The 14588-nt window shown below is 63.8% G+C and carries 18 protein-coding genes; 9 read left to right on the top strand and 9 right to left on the bottom strand.

What is annotated here, in order from left to right; translation table 11 throughout:
* The first annotated feature begins 76 nt into the window (after nt 1–76).
* From DYZ14_RS09860 to DYZ14_RS09845, 4 genes are all read left to right on the top strand, one after another.
* Nucleotides 77–886 (top strand): methyltransferase domain-containing protein, encoded by an 810-nt coding sequence (locus tag DYZ14_RS09860; RefSeq protein ID WP_154720517.1) that lies wholly within the window; start codon nt 77–79, stop codon nt 884–886.
* Nucleotides 887–981: 95 nt separating this feature from the next.
* A complete protein-coding gene (locus tag DYZ14_RS09855) occupies nt 982–1236 on the top strand; it encodes a hypothetical protein (protein ID WP_154720516.1) in 255 nt (84 codons plus the stop codon).
* A gap of 89 nt (nt 1237–1325) precedes the next feature.
* Entirely contained in the window at nt 1326–2198 is an 873-nt protein-coding gene (locus DYZ14_RS09850) for an NAD(P)-dependent oxidoreductase (protein ID WP_154720515.1), read from the top strand.
* Nucleotides 2195–2887: a DNA alkylation repair protein gene (locus DYZ14_RS09845; RefSeq protein ID WP_154720514.1), complete on the top strand. Its 693-nt coding sequence runs from the start codon at nt 2195–2197 to the stop codon at nt 2885–2887. The genes DYZ14_RS09850 and DYZ14_RS09845 overlap by 4 nt, the downstream gene beginning before the upstream one ends.
* Nucleotides 2888–2897: 10 nt before the next feature.
* Here the strand turns inward: DYZ14_RS09845 and DYZ14_RS09840 are convergent, their stop codons facing one another.
* The 4 genes from DYZ14_RS09840 to DYZ14_RS09825 form a co-directional block, all read right to left on the bottom strand.
* On the bottom strand, nt 2898–3386 hold the full coding sequence (locus tag DYZ14_RS09840; RefSeq protein ID WP_115669237.1) for an Lrp/AsnC family transcriptional regulator: 489 nt from the start codon (nt 3384–3386) through the stop codon (nt 2898–2900).
* Nucleotides 3387–3450: 64 nt separating this feature from the next.
* Nucleotides 3451–4104, bottom strand: coding sequence for a uracil-DNA glycosylase family protein (locus DYZ14_RS09835; protein ID WP_154720513.1), 654 nt, complete (start codon nt 4102–4104; stop codon nt 3451–3453).
* 11 nt (nt 4105–4115) lie between these two features.
* Nucleotides 4116–4727, bottom strand: a complete 612-nt coding sequence (locus tag DYZ14_RS09830; protein WP_154720512.1) for a glutathione S-transferase — start codon at nt 4725–4727, stop codon at nt 4116–4118.
* A gap of 21 nt (nt 4728–4748) precedes the next feature.
* A complete protein-coding gene (locus DYZ14_RS09825; RefSeq protein WP_232365494.1) occupies nt 4749–5486 on the bottom strand; it encodes a thermonuclease family protein in 738 nt (245 codons plus the stop codon).
* Between DYZ14_RS09825 and DYZ14_RS09820 the strand changes: the two genes are divergently transcribed.
* The gene (locus tag DYZ14_RS09820) at nt 5449–6984 is read left to right on the top strand and encodes a sensor histidine kinase (protein ID WP_154720511.1); all 1536 of its coding nucleotides are present in this window, start codon (nt 5449–5451) and stop codon (nt 6982–6984) included. The two genes, DYZ14_RS09825 and DYZ14_RS09820, sit on opposite strands and share 38 nt — an antisense overlap.
* A gap of 107 nt (nt 6985–7091) precedes the next feature.
* The gene (locus tag DYZ14_RS09815; RefSeq protein WP_154720510.1) at nt 7092–8057 is read left to right on the top strand and encodes an endonuclease/exonuclease/phosphatase family protein; all 966 of its coding nucleotides are present in this window, start codon (nt 7092–7094) and stop codon (nt 8055–8057) included.
* Nucleotides 8058–8089: 32 nt separating this feature from the next.
* Here DYZ14_RS09815 and DYZ14_RS09810 read toward each other — a convergent pair whose 3' ends face one another.
* Together DYZ14_RS09810 and cobT are read right to left on the bottom strand one after the other, a co-directional pair.
* The gene (locus DYZ14_RS09810) at nt 8090–8491 is read right to left on the bottom strand and encodes a diacylglycerol kinase (RefSeq protein ID WP_154720509.1); all 402 of its coding nucleotides are present in this window, start codon (nt 8489–8491) and stop codon (nt 8090–8092) included.
* The gene (cobT, locus tag DYZ14_RS09805; RefSeq protein WP_154720508.1) at nt 8484–9503 is read right to left on the bottom strand and encodes a nicotinate-nucleotide--dimethylbenzimidazole phosphoribosyltransferase; all 1020 of its coding nucleotides are present in this window, start codon (nt 9501–9503) and stop codon (nt 8484–8486) included. Before cobT ends, DYZ14_RS09810 begins: the two co-directional genes overlap by 8 nt.
* Nucleotides 9504–9633: 130 nt before the next feature.
* Between cobT and DYZ14_RS09800 the strand changes: the two genes are divergently transcribed.
* From DYZ14_RS09800 to DYZ14_RS09790, 3 genes are read left to right on the top strand one after another with little or no spacing between them, the layout of a single operon-like run.
* Nucleotides 9634–10416 (top strand): adenosylcobinamide-GDP ribazoletransferase, encoded by a 783-nt coding sequence (locus DYZ14_RS09800; protein WP_154720507.1) that lies wholly within the window; start codon nt 9634–9636, stop codon nt 10414–10416.
* 39 nt (nt 10417–10455) lie between these two features.
* Nucleotides 10456–10677, top strand: coding sequence for a DUF1289 domain-containing protein (locus DYZ14_RS09795; protein ID WP_154720506.1), 222 nt, complete (start codon nt 10456–10458; stop codon nt 10675–10677).
* A complete protein-coding gene (locus DYZ14_RS09790) occupies nt 10674–11375 on the top strand; it encodes a retropepsin-like aspartic protease family protein (RefSeq protein WP_195949913.1) in 702 nt (233 codons plus the stop codon). The genes DYZ14_RS09795 and DYZ14_RS09790 overlap by 4 nt, the downstream gene beginning before the upstream one ends.
* An 18-nt stretch (nt 11376–11393) precedes the next feature.
* On the opposite strand, the gene DYZ14_RS09785 is transcribed toward DYZ14_RS09790, so the two are convergent.
* The 3 genes from DYZ14_RS09785 to DYZ14_RS09775 form a co-directional block, all read right to left on the bottom strand.
* The gene (locus tag DYZ14_RS09785) at nt 11394–12155 is read right to left on the bottom strand and encodes an ABC transporter permease (protein WP_154720504.1); all 762 of its coding nucleotides are present in this window, start codon (nt 12153–12155) and stop codon (nt 11394–11396) included.
* Nucleotides 12152–13078 (bottom strand): ABC transporter ATP-binding protein, encoded by a 927-nt coding sequence (locus DYZ14_RS09780; protein WP_154720503.1) that lies wholly within the window; start codon nt 13076–13078, stop codon nt 12152–12154. The genes DYZ14_RS09785 and DYZ14_RS09780 overlap by 4 nt, the downstream gene beginning before the upstream one ends.
* 126 nt (nt 13079–13204) lie before the next feature.
* Nucleotides 13205–14539, bottom strand: coding sequence for a diguanylate cyclase domain-containing protein (locus tag DYZ14_RS09775; protein ID WP_154720502.1), 1335 nt, complete (start codon nt 14537–14539; stop codon nt 13205–13207).
* Between the last annotated feature and the right edge of the window lie 49 nt (nt 14540–14588).

The raw sequence follows: 14588 nt of genomic DNA, 5'->3' as shown, positions 1-14588 counted from the left end.
GCCAAATCCGCCAAGACCGATTAGACGCAGGCCGAACGGGGCGCCGGCTGTCGGCGCTGAACGACCGGAGTTCCCCATGGCCAAGATCGACGAAGACGCATTGGCGGAAGCCTACAACCGGGCGCTCGCGCTGGAAAAGTCCGGCGACATCGACGCGGCCGTCAAGGCCTATGAGGAAGTGCTGGCGATCGACCCGGAGGACCATGGCGGCGCTTCCGTCCGGATCGCCTCGCTGGGCCGCGGCGAAGCTCCGCCGAAGGCGCCCGACGCCTATGTCGAGACCCTGTTCGACCAGCACGCCGAAGCCTTCGAGGACATTCTCGTCGAGCAACTCGGCTATGCCGTGCCGGCCATGGTGCGCCAGCGATTGCAGGCGCTCGAACTCGGACCGTTCAAGCGCATGCTCGACCTCGGTTGCGGCACAGGCCTGACCGGCGGCACGCTGCGCGACATGGTGGACGACATCACCGGCATCGACATTTCGGAAAACATGGTCGAGCTCGCCCACGAGAAGGATCTGTACGAGACCCTCTATGTCGCTGAGGTCGAGGATTTCCTCGAGGACAATGACGAGGAGGCCTTCGACTTGATCACCGCGACCGACGTGCTGCCCTATCTCGGCGCGCTCGAGCCACTGTTCTTCGGCGCCGCCGAAAACATGGTCGCCGGCGGCCTCTTCATCTTCTCCTCGGAAACACTCGATCCTTCGGACACACGGACCTATGCCGTCGGCCCGCATCAGCGCTTCCTCCACTCGGAAGCCTATATCCGTGAGCGGCTCGCCTCGACCGGCTTCGAGATCATCGAGATCTCCGATATCAACGTGCGCATGCAGGACGGAAAACCGTCTCCTGGCCACCTGGTGATCGCACGCCTGAAAGGCTGAACCGATTGCCGCGCTGGCGATTTGATGAGAAACTATCGGGGCGGGCCCGAGCCGGCCCCGTCTCTTTTCGTCATAGGTTCCCCATGATCCGCGCCATGTCTTTCGCCCTCCTGCTCTGTCTTGCCGGCGAGGCTCTGGCCGCGGGCGATCCCGTCGCCGGCGAAGCCGCCTATGCGCAGGCCTGCGCCCGCTGCCACCGCAGCGCCGACCGCATTCTCCCTTTCATCGCCGGCGATGACGTTGCGGCAAAAACCGCCTATCTCGACGCCTTGCTCGCCGACCATCGGGCACCCGATCCGGCCATGCGCGCCGATATCATCGCCTATCTCCTGAAAGTTTCCGGCCTTTGACAAAGCCGGACCGGCCCGCCGCGCTTTTCTATCGCGCCGCTATGCTTTAATCCTGCCGTCACGAAACACGAGGCAGGAGAATTCTGAGCATGGCCAAGGTCGCATTCATCGGTTTGGGCGTCATGGGTTACCCGATGGCGGGGCACCTGAAGACCAAGGGCGGGCACGACGTCACCGTCTATAACCGAACAGCAGCCAAGGCCGAGAAATGGGTTACCCAGTTTGGCGGCAATGCAGCGGCCACCCCGGTCGAAGCGGCACGGGACGCCGATTTCGTCTTCACCTGCGTCGGCAATGACGACGACCTGCGCTCCGTGACGATCGGCAGGGACGGTGCACTGTCGGGCATGAAATCCGGTGCCATCCTGATCGACAACACCACCGCATCGGCCGAAGTCGCCCGCGAGCTTGCCGAGGCAGCGGCAGCAAGGGGCTGCGGCTTTATCGATGCCCCCGTCTCCGGCGGCCAGGCCGGCGCCGAGAACGGCGTTCTGACCGTCATGTGCGGCGGCGAACAGGCCACCTTCGACAAGGCAAAACCCGTCATCGACGCCTTTGCCCGCATGGTCGGCCTGATGGGTCCGGCGGGCGCCGGCCAGCTCACCAAGATGGTCAACCAGATCTGCATTGCCGGCCTCGTCCAGGGCCTCGCCGAGGGGATTCACTTTGGCAAGAAAGCCGGCCTGGACATTGAAAAGGTTATCGAAGTCATCTCCAAGGGGGCAGCCGGTTCCTGGCAGATGGAAAACCGCCACAAGACGATGAACGAGGGCAAGTACGAATTTGGCTTTGCCGTAGACTGGATGCGCAAGGATCTCGACATCGTGCTGTCGGAAGCCCGCCGCAACGGCGCGGCGCTGCCTGTGACCGCGCTGGTCGACCAGTTCTATGGCGAAGTGCAGAAACTCGGCGGGAACCGTTGGGATACGTCCTCGCTGCTCGCCCGGCTGGAGAAGAAATGACGCTCCAGCCCGCATCTTCGGTCGACGAGATCGTCGCCCACCTGAAGTCGTTGCGCAACGAGGGCAACATCGCCGGCATGGCGCGGTTCGGCATCGACACCACAACGGCACTCGGCATCACGACGCCGCAGATGCAGGCGCTCGTCCGGCAGGTGAAGCACAACCACGCAAGGGCGCTCGCCCTCTGGGACACCGGCCTGCGCGATGCGCGCATGCTGGCGATCCTGACGGCCGATCCCAAGGCGCTGACGATGGAGGAGGCGCGCGCCTGGGCGGGCGATTTCAACTCCTGGGAGATCGTCGACACCGCCGCCGATCTGTTCACCGAGACGCCCTACTGGCGCGAGCTTGTCGCGGAGTTCGCCGAAGACGAACGCGAATATGTCCGCCGCACGGCCTTTGCCATGATCGCCGGCGCCACGGTCCACAACAAGGACGAGCCGGATCGGGCCCTGCTCGCCTATCTTCCGCTGATCGAGAAATACGCGACAGACCCGCGCAACTTCGTCCGCAAGGCAGTCAACTGGGCGTTGCGCAATATCGGCAAACGCAATCGCATCTGCCACGCTCCGGCGCTCGCGCTCGCCGAGAAGCTTGCGGCGAGCGACGACAAAACGGCCCGCTGGATCGGCAAGGATGCCGTGCGCGAGCTGACGAACGAAAACATCCTCAAGCGCCTCAAGCCTTGAAGCGAAGGCCTTAGTCCTCGGAGTTCTTCTGGTTGTCGAGCAGCATGTAGTCGAGCGGCAGTTCCGTCGTATACTTGATCTGCTCCATGGCAAAGGCCGAGGAAACGTCGCGGATCTCGATCTTGGCGATCATTCGCTTGTAGAAGGCGTCATAGGCGGCGATGTCCGGCACGACGACGCGCAGCAGGTAGTCGACGTCGCCGCTCATGCGATAGAATTCGACCACTTCCGGGAATTCCGCCACGACTTCGGAGAAGCGCTTCAGCCATTCGATCGAATGGCTGGACGTGCGGATCGACACGAACACCGTGACCTTGGTATTGACCTTGACCGGGTCGAGCAGCGCGACGCGGCGACGGATGATGCCGTCTTCCTCCATCTTCTGGATGCGCCGCCAGCACGGTGTCGTCGAGAGGCCGACCTTCTTGGCCAGATCGGCGACGGCCAGCGTCGAGTCTTCCTGGAGGATGCGCAGAATTTTTCGGTCGAGTCGGTCCATGCCAAAGCCTTTCGAATAATTTTCTCGATATAGCTCGCATTTTATTAAAGCAAAGAAAATCGTTTCAGCCGATCAACCTTTCCACCTCGGTTTTCAGCACCGGCAAGACCTCCGCCTCGAACCAGGCATGGCGCTTGAGCCAGCCGGTGTTGCGCCAGCTCGGATGCGGCAGCGGCAGCACCTTCGGCCCCTCGACATTCCCCTGCCAGTAGTCGCGCCAATGCTCGACGGTCTCCGTCATCGTCTTTCGCCGGCGGGTGCCCAGATGCCAGGCTTGCGCATATTGTCCGATCGCCAGCACCAGCTCGATCTGCGGCATGGCCGCCACCACCGTCTGGCGCCATTGCGGCGCGCATTCGCGCCGCGGCGGCAGGTCGTGGCCATTGGCATTGTAGCCGGGAAAGCAGAAGCCCATCGGCGCGATGGCGAAACGGTCGCGATCGTAGAAGGTGTCGCGATCGACCCCGAGCCACTGCCGCAACCGGTCGCCCGAAGCATCGTTGAACGGCAGGCCGGTCTCGTGAACCTTGAGCCCCGGCGCCTGGCCGGCAATCAGGATACGGGCGCGCGACGAAATGATCGCGACGGGGCGCGGCTCGTGCGGCAGGCGATTTTGCAGGCCGCCGGCCGGACATTCGCGGCAGATACGGCAAGCGGCAATGGCGCGCCTCAGCGCATCCAAGGCCTCGTCCCTGCCCTCGCCTGCCTGCTCTTCCATGACCCGACCGCTCAGAGCGCCGCGCTCGGCCGCTGATGCACGGCCCTGAACCAGCGCCAGACATGGGTCAGGTCCTCGGGACAGGTGATCTTCGCCGGCTTCATGAACTCAAAGGCGATCATCGCGGTGATGTCGGCGATCGTGAAGCGCGGTCCGGCGATGAATTCGCGGCTTGCCAGTTCGCCATCGAGGAAGCGCAGGAAGTCGAGCACCTTCGGCTTGTTGGCCTCGCCCCAGGCCGGCACCTGCGGCACTTCCCACCCAGCCATGGCCGGGTGCAGGTGGCGAAAGGCGGCAGCAACAGAGGCGAGGAACATCAGCTCGACGCGCCGGCTCCACATCTCGACAAGCGCCTTGTCCTTGGCATCGATGCCAAACAGTGGCGGTTCCGGATGGAGCTCCTCGAAATAGCGGCAGATGGCAACCGACTCGCACAGCACCGTCCCATCGTCGAGCTCGAGGATCGGCAGACGCTGCAGCGGGTTCTTCGCCGTGATCTCGTCCGACTTGTGCCCGAACGCGCCCATGTCGACCGCGACCGTCTCGACCTCGATGCCCTTCTCCTTGAGGAACACCGTCACCCGTCGTGGATTGGGCGCCCGCCCGCCGTCATAAAGCTTCATGATACCTCCCGCGATTGAACCTCAATTGACACCAAGCAAGCCTCGGAGGAAAGCCCAAAACCGGGCGATCGGTTCCACCTCGCCTGCCTCCGTTGCTTCCGAAGGCTGATGTTCACGCCTCCAGTCGTCGGGCCGCTGGAACTCGCCGGCCCACAGGCCCACCCGCTGATGTTTCGCCGCAGCCTCCTCGCCGCCGTAGTCGCCGTAGGCCACGGCATGTCCGTCCCGAACCATTGCCGCATTGACGTCGGCATCGCCGACGCTGCAGCGTACGAGCAGTCGACCATAACGGTCGCGTTCGCCGCCGCCGCATGAAAACGCCGCTTCCTCCGTCCAGAGCGCCAGCCGTCGCCGGGCAGCCTTGCCGCAAGGGATAGCGCGCTCGCCAAGGCTGCAGACCTGATCAAGCTCCGGCGCATCGATCCCCTCCAGCCGAAGGCGCTCGCCCTTGAGCAGCAGCGTATCGCCATCGACGACGACGAACCGGCCGGCGAGCATGCGCCTGTTGTCCTGCTCCAGCTTGGCGGCGATCAGGAGGCCGAGCACCAGCATCGAAACGCCGACGACCACATCGCGCAGGACCCGTCCACCGATCTTCACATTTCGGCCCATTTCAACAATGAAACCTTGGCGATCATGGCAAACAAATCCTTTTCGACAGCATCTTCTTAAGAAATGCCCGCTAGTCTCGCCTGATCCGCGACAAGTGACCATCGGCAATATGAGTAAAGGCGTCCCGACCTCGACAGACAAGAACATCGTCGACCTCTCGCGCGGCCATCGCAACAAGGCCGTGGCGAAGGCGGTCCGCACGACGCGCGAACGCTTGCAGTCCAGCCAGTCGGGATCGATGCTGTTCGAGAGCGAACTGCTCGCCATGCATGTCGGTGCTTCGCTGCAAGGGGCCGCCGTGCTGCCGATCATCATCCTGATGGTCAGCGGATTCGGCGCCTATATCAATCCCGACCCGACGCTTTTCCTCTGGACGCTGGCGACGCTCACCGTCCATGCCCTCAACATCATCCTTGTCAAGCGGGCATCGAACGAGGACCTGTCGACCACCAGCATTGTCAAATGGCGCCGCCTCCTTCTGATCGGACAGGCCGGCATGGGCGTGTGCTGGGCGCTGTTTTCGATGCAATCCTGCGCCAGCTGCGGTGGCGACACCTTCGTGCTTTACAAGGGCGCCGCCCTGCTGATCGTGCTCTCGGTCACGGCCATGTCGAACATGCTGCTGCGTCAGGCGGTGCTGTTCGGCTTCCTGCCCACGGTCGGCGCTCTCGTCTATGTCGCGGCCACCACGCGCCATTCGCTCGACATCGGCGTGACCGCGCTCTTCACCACGGCGCTCGTCTTCTTCATCTACATCACCAGCCGCCTGCACCAGGCCAATCTCAAGCTTTTGTCCTACCAGACCGAGAAGGACGACCTGATCGCCGAGCTCGAAGTCGCCAAATCGCTCTCCGACGAGGCCCGTCGCCGCGCCGAGGAGGCCAACCTTGCCAAGTCGCGCTTCCTCGCCTCGATGTCGCACGAACTGCGAACCCCGCTCAATGCCATCCTCGGTTTCTCCGAGGTCATGGCTACAGAGGTGCTCGGCCCCCTCAACAATCCGCTTTACAAGGAATATTCCGGCGATATTCATCGTTCGGGCCAGCACCTGCTCGACCTCATCAACGAAATCCTCGACCTGTCGCGCATCGAGGCCGGCAAGTATGAACTGAACGAGGAAGTGGTGTCCCTGCTCGACCTCGCCGAGGATTGCGTCGGCATGGTGCAATTGCGCGCCCGGGCCAAGAACATCACCATCGACGAGCAGTTCGAGCCCGACCTGCCGGCGGTATGGGCGGACGAGAAGGCCATGCGCCAGGTCGTGCTCAACCTGCTGTCCAATGCGGTCAAGTTCACGCCGCAGGGTGGCGAGATCCATGTCAAGGCCGGCTGGACCGTTGGCGGTGGCCAGTATGTCTCCATTCGCGACAACGGTCCGGGTATTCCGGAAAACGAGATCCCGGTCGTGCTGTCCGCCTTCGGCCAGGGTTCCATCGCCATCAAGAGCGCCGAACAGGGCACAGGCCTCGGCCTGCCGATCGTCCAGGCGATCCTCGCCAAGCATGGCGGCGAGTTCAAGCTGAAATCGAAGCTGCGCGAAGGCACCGAGGTGATCGCCATCCTGCCGGCCCGGCGCGTGCTGGAGAGCCTGCCGGCCGTAACCGAGACCCAGGCGGTAGAGCCGCGCAAACGCCAGTTCGCCTGACAGGCCGGCAGTGCACGGGCACACGCCCTGTTCGCTCTTTTTCTTTCGTGCGTCTGTCATCGATCCCGCCTATCTTCGGCGAAAATCGACGGATTCGGGAGACCTCCATGACCAAGCTGCCGCGTGCAATTCTCCTGTCGGCGGCGCTTGTTGGCGCACCGGCCATGTCCGCCGAAACGCCGAGCGAGCTCACGGTCATGAGCTTCAACATCTGGGGCGGCGGCGCGAACGAAGAGAAGGACGTATCCGAAACGGCTGCCGTGATCCGCGCCGCCGGCGCCGACATCATCGGCATCCAGGAGACCAAGCCGGAACCCGATGTCTGCGATGCCGACGATTGCGTACCGACGGGGCCGAGCGTCGCCAGGAAACTCGCCGAGGCGCTGGGCTTCCACTACTACGAGCAGGCCAAGAGCAATCCGGCCCTCTGGGCCAACGCGATCCTCAGCCGCTACCCGATCGGCAAGCCGACCGACAACGATCTCGGCGCCGAGATCGACGTCAACGGCCGCAAGGTCTACGCCTTCAACATCCACCTCACCGACTTCCCCTACCAGCCCTATCAGCTGCTCGGCATCGACTACGGTCCGGCGCCGTACCTGAAGACCGCCGACGAAGCCGTGGCGGCGGCCGCCAAGGCCCGCGGCCCGGCGCTCGATCTGCTGATGAAGGATATGAAGCAGGCCGAGACAGCGGACGCCGTCTTCCTGTTCGGCGACCTCAACGAGCCGTCCTACCGCGACTGGACCGACGCGGCCGTCAAGGCCAGCCACCAGCCGATGGCGGTGAAGTATCCCTCGGCGCTCAGGATCGAGCAGCAAGCCGGCATGACGGACCTGCTGCGCGCCGCCTATCCCGACGAAGTGGCCAAGCCCGCCTTCACCTGGACGCCGACATCCGAGCCGACCGACAAGGACGACCACCACGACCGCATCGACTACGTGTTCGGCCGTAGCGCCACGCTGGAGACGCTGAGCGTATCGGTGGTCGGCGAAAAGAGGCCGGAGGCCGATATCGTCGTCACCCCATGGCCATCGGATCACCGCGCGGTCGTGGCCAAGGTTCGTTTCTAGGATATGATCCCGCCAGGAACCGCTTCAGGCTTCTAGAAGAACACCACGTAGCCGACATAGAGGCCGTTCGCGACCAGCAGGCAGAAGACGGCAAACGAGCCGAGATCCTTGGCGTTGCGGCCGACGGTCGAGATTTCCGGTGAAATGCGGTCCACCAATTCCTCGATCGCCGTGTTGACGGCCTCGACGCAGAACAGCACCAGCATCAGGATGATGAAGGTGACGAATTCGCCGACCGACGCGCCGACGAAGGTGAACAAGGCGAGACCGATGGCGAGCGCCAGAAGTTCGTGGCGGAACGCCGCCTCGCCGACGAGCCGGCGGAATCCCTGCAGGGAATATCGGCCGGCTGCGAAGAAATGGGCAATACCCGTCTTCTTCTCGACCGGGGGCCCGGTCTCCGGCGCTGAATTTCTACGTGCGTCGTCAGCCATTTGGCGTCGCCACCCCGGCAGCCTCGAAAGTCGCCATGCCGGAATGGCAGGCGGCGGCGGCCTTCACGATGCCGGCGGCGAGCGCAGCCCCGGTGCCCTCCCCGAGCCGCATGCCGAGCGCCAGAAGCGGCGTTTTGCCAAGCTTCTCGATCGCCTTCAGATGGCCCGGCTCGCCCGACACATGGCCGATCAGGCAATGATCGAGCGCAGACGGATTGGCGGCCTTGAGGATGGCCGCCGCCGAGGTCGCGACATAGCCGTCGATCAGGACCGGGATCTTCTGCATCCGGCAGGCGAGGATGGCGCCGGCCATGGCGGCGATCTCGCGCCCGCCGAGGCGCCGCAGGATCTCCAGCGGATCGCCGAGATGATCCTTGTGGAATTCGACCGCGGTCTTCACCGCTTCGATCTTGCGCTTCAGCACCTCGCCTTCCGATCCGGTACCCGGCCCGACCCATTCCTCAGGCGTACCACCGTAGAGCGCCAGATTGATCGCCGCCGCGATCGTCGTGTTGCCGATGCCCATCTCGCCGATGCACAGAAGATCGGTGCCGCCGGCGATCGCCTCCATGCCGAAAGCCATGGTGGCGGCGCAGTCGCGCTCGGAAAGCGCCGGCTCGCAGGTGATGTCGCCGGTCGGATAGTCGAGCGCCAGGTCGAAGATCTTCAGGCCGAGATCATAGGTCACGCAGATCTGGTTGATCGCCGCCCCACCGGCGGCAAAATTCTCGACCATCTGCTGCGTCACCGAGGGCGGATAGGGCGTGATGCCGTGCTTGGTGACGCCGTGATTGCCGGCAAAGATCGCCACCAGCGGACGCGTCACGGCCGGGGCACGGCCGGTCCAGGCGGCGAGCCACATGGCGATTTCCTCGAGCCGGCCGAGCGATCCGGCGGGCTTCGTAAGCTGCCGGTCGCGGTCGCGCGCCGCAACCAGCGCCGCCGTGTCCGGCCCGGGCAGGTCGCGTAGCAGGGCACGGAAATCGTCGAATGGCAGGCCGGTCACGCTCATGAGCAAGGCTTCCTTGTAATCTGCTTCCAAATCGGTTCTTTGTTGGCTCCTCTAATACGGACCGCGCCTTGTCGCAACAAGCCGAAAAACGGTGCGTGCCGTCGTCTTTGAAATGGAGTGATCCGATCCCATGGATTGGCGCGATTATCTGACCGACACCGCCCGGGCGGTGTCCTTCCTCAGCCGCATCACCGTCCCGGCAAGCGTATTCGACGGCCATGACGGCAGCCTGTCGCGCGGCGTTCGCGCCTTCCCGCTGGCCGGCCTGCTTGTGTCCCTTCCCGCCGCCACGACGCTGTTCGTAATGCTGGTGTTGAACGCGACGCCGCTGCTCGCCGCCTTCGCAGCCCTTGCCGTCCAGGCGCTCGTCACCGGCGCGTTGCATGAGGACGGACTCTCGGACACGGCCGATGGCCTGGGCGGTGGACGCGACCGCGACCATGCGCTGGCGATCATGAAGGACAGCCGGATCGGCTCGCATGGCGCGGTCGCCCTGCTCATCGCCTTTGGCCTGCGCGCTGCAGCGATTGCCGAACTCGCCACGCATCTCGGACCACTCGGGGCCGCCATGTGCCTGCCCGCCACCGCTGCCCTCAGCCGGGCGCTGATGGTGTGGCACTGGTCGGCCCTGCCGCCGGCGCGCAGCAATGGTCTGGCGGTGGCCGTCGGCGCGCCCTTGAAGTCTGCGCTCAACCTGGCGCTGTCTTCCGGAGTGATTCTCTCGGCGGCCCTGCTGGTGCCGGCGGCTTCGCTGTTTGCCTATTTCCTCGCCGTGCTTGTCGCGGCCCTTGCCGCCGCCGCCTTTACCGCCAGGATCCGCCGCGTCCTGTCGGGCCACACCGGCGACACCATCGGCGCCACCCAGCAGGTGACCGAGATCGCCGCGCTTGCGGCCCTTGCCATGGCCAGCTGAGCACCCGATATAAACCGGATCCGAAATCAAGGCCGCCCGATGGAAACACCCTGCATCCTCGTCTGCTCGATCGACATGAAGACCGGCTATTGCTTCGGCTGCGGCCGCACCGGCGACGAGATCGGCAGTTGGACGGTCTATAGCGACGCCGAGCGCCGGACGATCATGGCAAGCCTGCCGGCGCGCCTTAAGACCGTCGAGCGCAAGCCGCGCCGCGAGACCCGCCGCACGAGGATGGCGCGGGAGCGCGAGACAAGCTGATGCGGCTGATCCTCGCCCTCGCCATTCTCGCATTCGGCCTCGCCGTGCTCGTCGTCAACCACGACAGCGGCCAGAGCTTCGGCATGGCCAACGAGGATTTCGGCGATGCCATCCGGCTGCTGCCCTTTGCCGCGCTGCTGTCGGTCGGGCTCGTCGCATCCCGGCGCTCGCTCGGCCAGAGCGCACGACAGTTCGCCATCTGGCTGCTGATCGGGCTCACGCTGGTCACCGGCTATCTCTATCGCTTCGAGCTGCAGGCTGTCGGTGACCGTCTTCTCGCAGGCCTCGTTCCCGGTCGCGCCGTCGTTGTCGCGACCAGCGAGGGAACCGCCGAAGTCGTGCTGCACAAATCGCTCGGCGGCCATTTCGAGACCTCTGTCGCCATCAATGGCGTGCCCGTGTCGGTGCTGATCGACACGGGTGCGAGTTCCGTGGCCTTGAGCTACCGCGATGCCATCCGGATCGGCATCGATCCCGCCGACTTGTCCTTCACCCAGACGATCATGACGGCCAACGGCCGGGCCATGGCTGCGCCGGCCCGCCTCAGGCAGGTCTCGCTCGGCCCCATCCTGCGCGAAGACATTCAGGGGGTCGTGATAGAAGAAGGCCAGCTCGACCAGAGCCTGCTCGGCATGAGCTTCCTGTCGACACTCGGCTCCCTGCAGATGCAGAGCGACGAACTGCGCCTGCGCGACTGAGGCTGGCGACACGCGCGCTCAGGCGCGCAGCTTGAAGCCGGTGCGGAACACCCAGGCGAGAAAGCCGAGGCATACCGCAAGAAAGACGCCGATCATCGCCAGGCTGATCAGCGGATGCACGTCCGAGACTTCGAAGAAGCTCCAGCGAAAGCCGCTCACCAGATAGAGCACCGGATTGAAATGACTGACCGCCTGCCAGAAGGGCGGCAGGACATCGATCGAATAGAATGTCCCGCCGAGAAAGGTGAGCGGCGGAACGACCAGCATGGGCACCATGCTCAGCTGTTCGAAATTCTTCGCCCAGATGCCGATGATGAAGCCGGCCAGGCTGAAGGCGATCGACGTAAGCAGCATGAAGAGGATCATCAGGACCGGGTGATCGATGCGCAGGTCGACGAAGAACGCTGCGGTCGCCAGGATGATCAGGCCGATGATCATCCCCTTGGTCGCCGCCGCTCCGACGTAGCCGATGAGGATTTCGCTCATGGCGATCGGGGCTGAAAGGATCTCGTAGATCGTGCCGGTAAACTTCGGGAAATAGATGCCGCTCGAGCCGTTCGACACGCACTGGGTGATCAGCGTCAACATGATCAGACCGGGCGTGATGAAGCCGCCATAGCCGACCCCTTCCACCGCCTCCATGCGCGATCCGACCGCCGCGCCGAAGACGATGAAGTAGAGCGCCGTGGTGATCACCGGCGACACCACGCTCTGCAGAAGCGTGCGCCGGGTGCGCGCCATCTCGTAATAATAGATTGCCTTGATCGCCTCGAAATTCATCTGCCGTCTCCGATCAGCGATACGAAAATGTCTTCGAGCGAGGTCTGCCGGGTGGAGATGTCGGCAAAACCGATCCCCGCCGCCTCGACCGCCGCCAGCAGTCGCGCAATTCCGCCATGATTGGTCTCATCGTCATACTCATAGACCAGTTCGTCGCCCCTCTCCGAAAGCTGGAGGTTCCAGGTGGCAAGGGAGGCGGGAATCTCGTTGATCGGCTCGCGCAACTCGATGCTGAGATGCTTGCCGCCGAGCTTGCGCATCAGCGTGTCCTTCTCCTCGACCAGCATCAGCCGGCCCCGGTCGATGATGCCGATCCGGTCGGCGATCTCCTGCGCTTCCTCGATATAGTGGGTGGTGAGGATGATGGTGACGCCGCCTTCGCGCAGCCGCTTCACCAATTGCCACATATCCTTGCGCAGGCTGACATCGACGCCGGCCGTCGGCTCGTCGAGAAACAGGATTCTCGGCTCGTGCGACAGTGCCTTGGCGATCAGCACGCGACGCTTCATGCCGCCGGAAAGCTCACGCAGCGCATTGTTGCGCTTCTCGAACAGCGTCAGCTCGCGCAACAGCTTGTCGATGTGTTCGGGCGCGGGCTTCTTTCCGTTCAGCCCGCGCGAGAAGCTGACGGTGTTGACGACGGTTTCGAACATGTCCGTCGTCAGCTCCTGCGGCACCAGGCCGATCTGGCCGCGGGTCTTGCGAAAGTCGCGCACCACGTCATAGCCGTCGACGGTTACCGAGCCCTCGCTCGGATTGGCAATGCCGCAGATGATGGAAATCAGCGTCGTCTTGCCCGCGCCGTTCGGACCGAGCAAGGCGAGAATCTCGCCCTCCTCGATATCGAGCGAGACGTTGTCGAGTGCCTTGAATCCATTGGCATACGTCTTGGACAGGGAACGCACGGAAATGATCGGGGCCATGGCCGGAGACTCCGTGTGGAATGAGGAACGTCAGGCCAATATAGGAAGCGGATCGCCATTTACCAGCGCGCTGTCAACCGCCGCCAAAACGGAATGCCTGCCTACCGACGGCGTTCACTGCCGCCGTCAGCCGCCGATCGCCATCTTCAGCAGCGTATTGTCGGAATAGACCCGGTTGCGGCCGTAGCGCTTGGCGAGATAGAGGAACTGGTCGGCCGCGTTGAGGTAGTTGCTGAAATTCTCCAGCCCTGCCACCTCCGCCACACCGATCGACGCGGTCACGGATATGTCGGTATCGGCATGCGCCACACGCAACTCCGCCACGCTGGAGCGGACGATCTCGCAAAACGCGCTCGCCGCCTCCGAATCCATTCCCGACAGCAATATGCCGAACTCCTCGCCGCCCAGCCGCGCCAGAAGGTGGTCGGTATTGTCGACGAGGTCGGAGAGGCGAGCGGCGACCGCCTTGAGAACCCGGTCACCGACTTCGTGGCCGTAGCTGTCGTTGAGCTGCTTGAAATGGTCGATGTCCAGCATCGCCATGCTGCACGCCTCGTCGCGTTCGAGACAGGTCGCGACCCTGGCGGGTCCCTCGTCGAAGAAATGGCGTCGGTTGCGCAAGCCGGTCAGATAATCGCTGAAGGCGGCGAGCCTCAGCTGCCGGATCTGGGACAAGGTCTCGATATTGTGGCCGATGCGGCACTGCAATTCCTCGACCACGAAGGGGCGATAGACGAAGTCGTTGGCCCCGGCCTTGAGGAAGCTTGCCGACAAGAGGCGATCGGCCGAGGAGGAAATGCCGATGATCCGCAGCCGGTCGGAACCGTGCTCGCGGCGGATCCGCCGGGTCAGCTCATAGCCGTCCATGTCCGGCATGTTGTAGTCGGTGATCACCATGTCGATGCCGGGATGGCGCACCAGCATGTCGAGCGCCTCGCTGCCGGTTGTCGCCTCGAATACCTGGAACTGCTGGACATTGAGCAGATCGACCAGCATCTTGCGCGCCGATGCCACGTCATCGACGACCAGAACCCGGACGTGCCGGTTGTCGAGGATGCGCGCAACGGCCGAGACGACCATGTCGACGGCCCGCTCATTGTTCTTGATGACATAGTCGGCGACCCCGCGCTCGACCAGACGCTCGCGCATATGGCGGTTGAAGTCGGCGGTGAAGACGACGGCCGGGACGCCCATGGCGACCACCTCGTCGAGAATCTGGCCGTCGGGCGAATCCGGCAGGTTAAGGTCGACGACGGCCGCATCGAACGGCTGGTCCGCGCGGCCCGCCGCATCCCGCAGGGCCTTGGTCGATGCACAATGCGTCACCAGATAGCCGTTCTCATTTTCAAAGCGATGGCAGAGCAAGGATGAGAAGGTACGGGAATCCTCGATTACCAGCACATGCGCACGCTTGCGCGCAGCAGGCACGGACCCTGCGGACAGTTCGCTCGGCTTTGACATTCTAAATCGCCTTTGAAAATCAGTCGTTCTGCAACAATCGGTATCTACA

This window comes from Ciceribacter sp. T2.26MG-112.2 (genome assembly GCF_900492205.1).
In the GTDB taxonomy this organism is placed as follows: domain Bacteria; phylum Pseudomonadota; class Alphaproteobacteria; order Rhizobiales; family Rhizobiaceae; genus Allorhizobium; species Allorhizobium naphthalenivorans_A.
Note: the sequence above shows the minus strand (reverse complement) of the source record. Positions and strands in the feature narration are given on the sequence as shown.